The following is a 7,040-nucleotide window of genomic DNA, read 5'->3' as shown; positions in this document are numbered from 1 at the left end:
AATCGGCTTTTAGAGAGGTATCCCTGACATGGTTGTCAGCAGAGGTAAAACACCATCCGCCCAAGAGACCTTTATGCAAATGGCCCAGGCAGCTGGGCTGAGAGGTCGGGTCTTTATCACCCTTGGGTTGTTGATTTTGGTCCGGCTGGGTATTCGATTACCTGTTCCAGGTATTAACCGAGCTGCGTTCACATCAACCTTTGCTGGCAATCCTGTTTTTGGCTTTTTGGACTTTTTCTCTGGGGGCGGTTTCTCGGCCCTGGGGATTTTTGCTTTAGGCATTATTCCCTTTATTAACGCTTCTATTATCCTGCAGTTGCTGACGGCAGCACTGCCTTCCCTAGAGCGCCTGCAAAAAGATGAAGGGGAAGCTGGTCGCCGCAAAATTTCCCAAATTACCCGTTACGTTGCCTTGGGCTGGGCCATTATCCAAAGTACAGGATTTGCCATTTTGATCAACGGCGCTGAGGGTGTGGTCTTCAATCCCGGCATTGTGTTTATCGTTCAGATGGTGGTCGCCTTAACGGCGGGTTCCATGTTTGTGATGTGGGTAGGCGAACTTATTACCGAAAGAGGGGTCGGTAACGGCGCCTCATTGCTGATCTTTTTGAGTATTGTTTCTGGCTTACCCAGCACTTTAGGGAATGCCTTACAGATTGCTGAACAAGGTGAGGTCTCGAAGGTCATCATCCTGATTTCCGTTTTTATCTTGATGATTGTTGGCATTGTCTTTGTCCAGGAAGGCACCCGCAGAATTCCCATCGTTTACGCTCGACGTCAAGTGGGTCGTAGAACCTATCAAGAGCAGAAGAGTTATCTGCCGCTTCGACTGAACTCGGGTGGAGTGATGCCCATTATTTTTGCCTCTGCCATGTTGATTTTGCCTGGGACTCTAGCAGGATTAACCAATAATCAAACCATTATTGAATTTGCGAGTTATCTGAGCCCTACTAGTTCATTACCTTGGGTCTATGTGATTTTCTATCTGTCGATGATTGTTTTCTTTAGCTATTTCTATGCATCGTTGGTGGTTAATCCCATTGATATGTCCCAGAATTTGAAGAAGATGGGGGCCAGTATTCCGGGGATTCGTCCGGGTCGAGCCACCACAGAGTATGTGGAAAAAGTTTTGAATCGACTTACATTGCTGGGGGCTTTTTTCCTAGGCGCCGTTGTGTTGGTTCCTGTGGCGGCGGAGAGGGTCGTGGGGGGCGGTATCTTCTCAGGTTTTGGCGCCACATCCCTTTTGATTTTGGTGGGGGTTGCCATTGATACGGCCAAGCAAATTCAGACTTATGTAATTTCCCAGCGCTATGAAGGGATGGTGAAGCAGTAGTGGCACGTTTAATTCTGTTTGGGCCACCGGGGGCAGGTAAGGGAACCCAAGCCGTTTCCCTTGCAGCTGACTTTAACATTCCGCATATTTCGACGGGGGATTTATTCCGCGCAGCAATTTCGGGCCAAACCCCTTTGGGTTTGAAAGTCCAGTCCTACCTAGATCAAGGGCAGTTGGTCCCTGATCAAGTTGTGATCGATATGGTGCAGGAGCGTTTGGCCCAGCCAGATACGGCCAGTGGCTGGTTATTAGATGGTTTTCCCCGCACGATTCTCCAAGCCCAAACCTTGGATAAACTGCTCACGGAGATGAAGCAGACCTGCGATCGCGTCATTAATCTCCAAGTCCCCGAACAGACTTTGATTACTCGTATGCTCAGCCGAGGGCGGAAGGATGACACTGAAGCCGTTATCCAAGATCGCCTCCAGGTCTACCATACAGAGACTGCCCCAATCTTAGATTTCTATCGTCAACGCAACTGTCTAGTGGATATTGATGGCGATACATCTGTGGAAGCCGTGACCGATCGGATCAAAGCAGCTTTGGCAGATCTCACATAATTCTTTATACTCTCTGTGGAGAAGCTTTGAATTATCAGTATTTCGATAAATCGGTTCTAATTCATCCTTAGGAGGATCAACTTTTTGGCTAAGCAAGATGCGATTGAGATGGAAGGTACGGTCACAGAATCGTTACCAAATGCCATGTTTCGCGTGGACCTAGATAACGGTTTTAATGTTCTAGCCCATATCTCTGGCAAGATTCGGCGGAATTACATCAAGATTCTACCCGGTGATCGTGTCAAAGTTGAGCTGACCCCCTACGATTTGACCAAAGGGCGGATTACCTACCGCTTGCGCAAGAAATAGTTCATCGTATTCGTTAGGCAATCGGTTCAACAACATGCAAGTTGCGATCACGCAATATGGTTTCCTTCGAGACGCTAAAGGCACAGCAATTGGATGGGACACACTCCTCTGTTGAATATCGAGTTTGTGAGTCCCTTAATTTATTTGATGCGCCTGACTGTACGACTTTAGCCACTCAGGCTTGGCCTGGCCGACATCTTAGATTTACTCCTGTTCAGATTGATCAAAGGCAGGACGCCCTCTCAGTTCGTCTTTGTGAAGATGATTATCCAGGTTGGATTCAGGCCGAGGACCTCCTGGCTTTAGAACCAGCTCCTCAGCCATATCAATCTACATCCGTAAGTCGTGATCAAATTTTGGCTCGCCTCCCCTTCGTGATTGCGTTTATGCAAGCGGCACACCAACAGGCCAACGTGTATTTGTGGGGTGGAACCATTGGTCCGAATTTTGATTGTTCAGGCTTGATGCAGCGTGCCTTTGCTGAGCAAGGGATCTGGCTGCCTAGAGATGCCTATCAGCAAGAAGCATTTACCCAATCCCTAATGAGTTCAGGCGAAAATCCTCAGGATCTTGCTCAAATATTAGAGCCCGGAGATTTAATTTTCTTTGGTCCACTTGAAAAAGCGAATCATGTGGCCTTGTATCTAGGAGAGGGCCGCTACATTCATAGTTCAGGCATAGACCAAGGTCGCAATGGCATTGGCATAGATTTGCTCTCAGAAGAGGGGGATATCGTCACCCAAACGTATTACCAACAAATCCGTGGAGCTGGACGCATTATGCAGAGCTATCTACCCAACAAATAATTTAAGACTATCTGGGTTTAAGTGACTGATTGGGGCATTCTCAGAGGGGTAACCCCTGCTTGCGTTAAAATCTGGGGAATTAAATCTTCTCGACGCACAGCCATCATGTGAACACCTTGACATAACTGACGGGCAAGCTTTACCTGCTCAGCAGCAATCGTAATCCCTTCTTGCAATGGATCCGTCGCTTGAGCGAGCCGTTCAATAATGGAGTCAGGGATATTAACACCGGGAACACAGCGATTGATGAATTGAGCATTCTTAGCGGACTTGAGTAGAAAGATCCCCGCCAAAATCGGCTTATTAGATTGACTAGCAATGTCCGTCATAAATTTTTCCAGGCGGTCAAAATCCACAATCAATTGGCTTTGGAAAAATTCTGCCCCCGCCATTACTTTCTTCTCGAATCGACTTTGCAGCCCCGACCAACTGGTCAATTGAGGGTCAACGGCTGCCCCTGCAAGAAGCCGCGTGGGGCCATCCGGCAGGTCTTTTTCATTGGCATCTCGACCCGCATTCAACTGACGAATCATATTTAACAAGCGAACCGATTCTAAATCAAAAACCCCCTTCGCTTTGGGAAAATCCCCCGCTTTAATCGGATCGCCAGTCAAAGCCAGAATATTTCGAATGCCTAAGGCATGGGCTCCCATTAAGTCAGCTTGGAGGGCAATCCGATTGCGATCGCGACAGGCCATCTGACAAATGGGTTCGATCCCTTGATGCTGCAGAATAGCCGCTACTGCTAGGGAACTCATCCGCAGCACTGCCCGACTGCCATCCGTAATATTGACCGCATGCACCCAATCTTTTAAGTGGGCAGCCTGTTGCAACATATGGGTAACAGCCCCTCCTTTCGGTGGCATCACCTCTGCTGTAACTAAAAATTCCCCTGCGTTAATGGCAGACCGAAATCGATGCTCAGTGGGCGAAGAAAATAATTCGGAGGAATCATGAACAGCGGGAATGGAGGATGCCATGGGAAAAAGGAGACCAGCTATAAAGAAAAGTGTGCTGAATCAACGTACTTAGCAGCACATGGGGGAACAGGGAAGACTGGTTCAATACTTGCAACTTGCTAGTGAGTGCTCGTCAGCATGTTAAACCTGCAAATCCCAATTCTTCCTAGCATACACTCAAGATTCAGGGGAAAGGGGTTGGATAGAGATGCGATCGCCTGCTTGTATCCCCAATTCTTTAGCTCGTCCCCCTCGGAGCTCAATCACCTGATCGATCATCTCACCTTTTGGGCCATAGATAGGACAGGGTGTGGTTTTGCAGGGGTGGGCACGATGCTGAATCGCAATGACTTCCCCCTCTCGCAGAAAAATCATATCCAAATCAATCAGAACATGCTTCATCCAAAAGCTGACGATTTGGGGGGGATTGAACAAAAATAACATCCCGCGATTATCCGCAAGACTGGGGCGACTCATCAAGCCAGTGGCCTGTTGCTGTCGAGTTTGAGCAACTTCTAGTTCCACCACTTGATTATGAATCGATGCTTGAGCTGTAATGGGCAATCGTTGACCAGGGGTTGTCGCCACCGTAACAGAAGACTCAGGCGAAGCTGTTGTGGCATCGGTGGCTGGATTAAGGGGTTGACACCCCAACATCAACACCCCCGCAATAAAACCCAAAATTGACCGATATCGATGCAGATTAGGCTTATCAAAGAACATATCCAACCCCACAAACAGTACTTATAATGTGCTTTTTTACGTCTAATTGCGCGTTGAGGCGTAGATTACGAATATACATATGATTTACACTAAATGTCTCTTGGATGCTAAATGCCAACGCAGTATCAAAACATGGCTCGCGCGTTAGGCTTTTTCGAGAATGCTTCAGCAAATATCCTAGTAGCTCATATTCTGTCATCTATGGGTCATAGCTTCATCTCAAGATAAGACCGCCATAACTTCGAGTCAATCAATACCTTGATATAAGAAAGGGTTAGTCCTCTCGAAATTGATCGTCAAACTCATCCCAGTCATCGCTGGATACGTCAGGTTTTTGGGGAGGTGTAATGACGCGATATTCTGCATCAAAAACGGATTCCCGTTGACTCCTTTGGCGGGCAAATTTGGGATCACGATAACTGAAAGAATAAGATGAATCCCTCTTTTCCCAAGGAGGGGCGGAATCATCATAGTCCTCGTCTGGATAGTCAAAGGGATCGTCCGCAAAATCCTGCTCATTCTCAAAATAATCAGAGTTATCATCGAAAAAAGGCTCTGACTTGGAGGAACCATACCAATCCGTGGCAACGGGCTCGTCCCAATCTGAATACCTTCTTCTGTTGCCCCGGTTCACCCGATCCGGTTGAGGATGATTTGAGGGTTGCTGCTGAAACTTTGCCCGTCGCCGAGCATGGAGAGGCGAAAGAGGTGCCATTGAGAGAATAGCAAAAATCCCCAAACTCCCCAGTGCCCCAATCAAGACTGCTCCAGCAATCCAGAATCCCAAGGGTAAGGGTTCCGATCTCATTCCCAAAAAGACTAACGACAGGGTTGGACTTTGATTTTGAACCCAGATCGTGACGACACTCAGTAGTAGACCGATCACGGTCATTATTCGGATCAAGACTATCACCAGGATTTCCTTTCCATCGTTCTTTCATTCTATTCGCTCATCAGTTGATACCGATGCCTCCCCGTTCAGCTTAAGAGTTTGTAGTTTTGTCAAATCCTCGAATTACCCATTAAGACAAACGCCAACACAATGATTCAAAAAACTAGAGAAGCTAAAGACAAACTTCTCGTTTATAGTGCGAAAAGCAACCATTTGTGTTCCCATGTCATCGTCATCTCTGGATCTTTTTGACCTTCAAGCTCAAGATATTCAAAACTGGTATGTTGATAAGACGCTTAAGGACCCTCATCGACTCGATTTTCTGAACTTACAGGCACAGCGAATTTGTGTGATGGGGGGATGTGGGCAAGTTGGCTCTCATATTATTACCAAGCTCTATGAGTTTGGGTATCCACTAGAGCGCTTGACGATTAATGATGATTTACGACTCGGAAAGAGGGAAAATTTACCGACCAGCCTGAGAGGCCAGGTGGATATTCGATGCCATAAAGATTATGCGCTTAACCCAATTTCTAAACCGGATATATTAATCTTCGTCGGGGGTCGATCCAGTGTCCCCCACTTTCATAATCTTGCAGATGTGTTAGAAGAAGTTGATATCTGGAAGACCGTTTTGGAATGGTGTGTCTCCGAAAATATCCGCTTGATATTTGCCTCTACCAGTAGTCTCTGTAAAAAGCGTCCTTCCCTTGAGGATGAGCGGGTTTGGCCGGGATCACTTTACGAAACTGCTAAATTAATGATGGAGGATATGGCTATCCAGCAGGCTCTTTGTAATCACTTAGGGGTCCAAATCTGTCGTTTCTTTTCGGTTTATGGCGTGACCGAGCAGCACAAAGGAAACTTTGGCAATCTGTACACACAGGTTTTATGGCATAGCTTAGAACAAACTCCCTTTGAATTATGGGGACGCCAGGGACAATTTAAGCCAGGAGAACAAACTCGGGACACGATATTTGCAGCAGAGGTGTCGCGGGCCCTCTTATTCTTGTTAACTTTGCCGAAACCTCAACCCCAAATCGATAATATTACTGATTTGGTCTACAACATTGGTCAGGGTGAGCCAACTTCTATTCGTACGATGATTGGGCATATTGAGGCCCTTTTACCCTCTGACCATCAACCCATTATCGCTGAAGTAGAAGTCCCAGAAGATATTCAAAATTATGTTGTTCATACTTGGGGGAATCCTCGCAGACTCTTAGGTACGAACTTCCAACCTTTATATACACTACATCCAGAAAATCTCAAATTTATTGCTTATGCGTTGTTGAGCAAGATGGATTGGTACTGGTCCATTGTTGAGCACCTTCGCCAACAATCTTTAACGCGTCCATGAGGTCCCTAGTTTTAACCCGTTAGTGCAGTCCTGTGAGGAGGGCATGCTGAAGAAAGACTGAATTCCTCTGGGAAAAATATGACAAACTCAGGACA

Annotated in this window: 9 protein-coding genes; 5 read left to right on the top strand and 4 right to left on the bottom strand. The window is 46.8% G+C overall.

The genetic code is table 11. The annotated features are described in order from the left end of the window. Window positions 1–28: 28 nt before the first annotated feature. The 4 genes from secY to Q0991_RS08435 all read left to right on the top strand — a co-directional run bounded on the left by secY (window position 29) and on the right by Q0991_RS08435 (window position 3,011). Window positions 29–1,336 (top strand): preprotein translocase subunit SecY, encoded by a 1,308-nt coding sequence (gene secY, locus Q0991_RS08450; RefSeq protein WP_299487337.1) that lies wholly within the window; start codon window positions 29–31, stop codon window positions 1,334–1,336. Next, window positions 1,336–1,896 (top strand): adenylate kinase, encoded by a 561-nt coding sequence (locus Q0991_RS08445; RefSeq protein ID WP_299487335.1) that lies wholly within the window; start codon window positions 1,336–1,338, stop codon window positions 1,894–1,896. The genes secY and Q0991_RS08445 overlap by 1 nt, the downstream gene beginning before the upstream one ends. An 84-nt stretch (window positions 1,897–1,980) precedes the next feature. After that, on the top strand, window positions 1,981–2,205 hold the full coding sequence (infA, locus tag Q0991_RS08440; RefSeq protein WP_010469293.1) for a translation initiation factor IF-1: 225 nt from the start codon (window positions 1,981–1,983) through the stop codon (window positions 2,203–2,205). Between the two features lie 56 nt (window positions 2,206–2,261). Beyond that, window positions 2,262–3,011 carry a C40 family peptidase gene (locus Q0991_RS08435; protein WP_299487333.1) on the top strand — a complete coding sequence of 250 codons (750 nt, stop codon included), beginning with the start codon at window positions 2,262–2,264 and terminating at the stop codon, window positions 3,009–3,011. A gap of 17 nt (window positions 3,012–3,028) precedes the next feature. On the opposite strand, the gene Q0991_RS08430 is transcribed toward Q0991_RS08435, so the two are convergent. The 4 genes from Q0991_RS08430 to Q0991_RS08420 all read right to left on the bottom strand — a co-directional run bounded on the left by Q0991_RS08430 (window position 3,029) and on the right by Q0991_RS08420 (window position 5,585). Continuing rightward, window positions 3,029–3,991 (bottom strand): methylenetetrahydrofolate reductase, encoded by a 963-nt coding sequence (locus tag Q0991_RS08430; RefSeq protein WP_299487331.1) that lies wholly within the window; start codon window positions 3,989–3,991, stop codon window positions 3,029–3,031. A gap of 156 nt (window positions 3,992–4,147) precedes the next feature. Beyond that, a complete protein-coding gene (locus Q0991_RS08425; protein WP_299487329.1) occupies window positions 4,148–4,693 on the bottom strand; it encodes a DUF192 domain-containing protein in 546 nt (181 codons plus the stop codon). Next, on the bottom strand, window positions 4,683–4,892 hold the full coding sequence (locus Q0991_RS25120; protein WP_366524922.1) for a winged helix-turn-helix domain-containing protein: 210 nt from the start codon (window positions 4,890–4,892) through the stop codon (window positions 4,683–4,685). The genes Q0991_RS08425 and Q0991_RS25120 overlap by 11 nt, the downstream gene beginning before the upstream one ends. 75 nt (window positions 4,893–4,967) lie before the next feature. Next, window positions 4,968–5,585: a hypothetical protein gene (locus Q0991_RS08420; RefSeq protein ID WP_299487327.1), complete on the bottom strand. Its 618-nt coding sequence runs from the start codon at window positions 5,583–5,585 to the stop codon at window positions 4,968–4,970. 223 nt (window positions 5,586–5,808) lie between these two features. Between Q0991_RS08420 and Q0991_RS08415 the strand changes: the two genes are divergently transcribed. Continuing rightward, window positions 5,809–6,945 carry an NAD-dependent epimerase/dehydratase family protein gene (locus Q0991_RS08415; protein ID WP_299487324.1) on the top strand — a complete coding sequence of 379 codons (1,137 nt, stop codon included), beginning with the start codon at window positions 5,809–5,811 and terminating at the stop codon, window positions 6,943–6,945. The last annotated feature ends 95 nt before the right edge of the window (window positions 6,946–7,040 follow it).

Source organism: Acaryochloris sp. IP29b_bin.137 (assembly GCF_028285745.1).
Classification (GTDB): Bacteria; Cyanobacteriota; Cyanobacteriia; order Thermosynechococcales; family Thermosynechococcaceae; genus Acaryochloris.
Note: the sequence above shows the minus strand (reverse complement) of the source record. Positions and strands in the feature narration are given on the sequence as shown.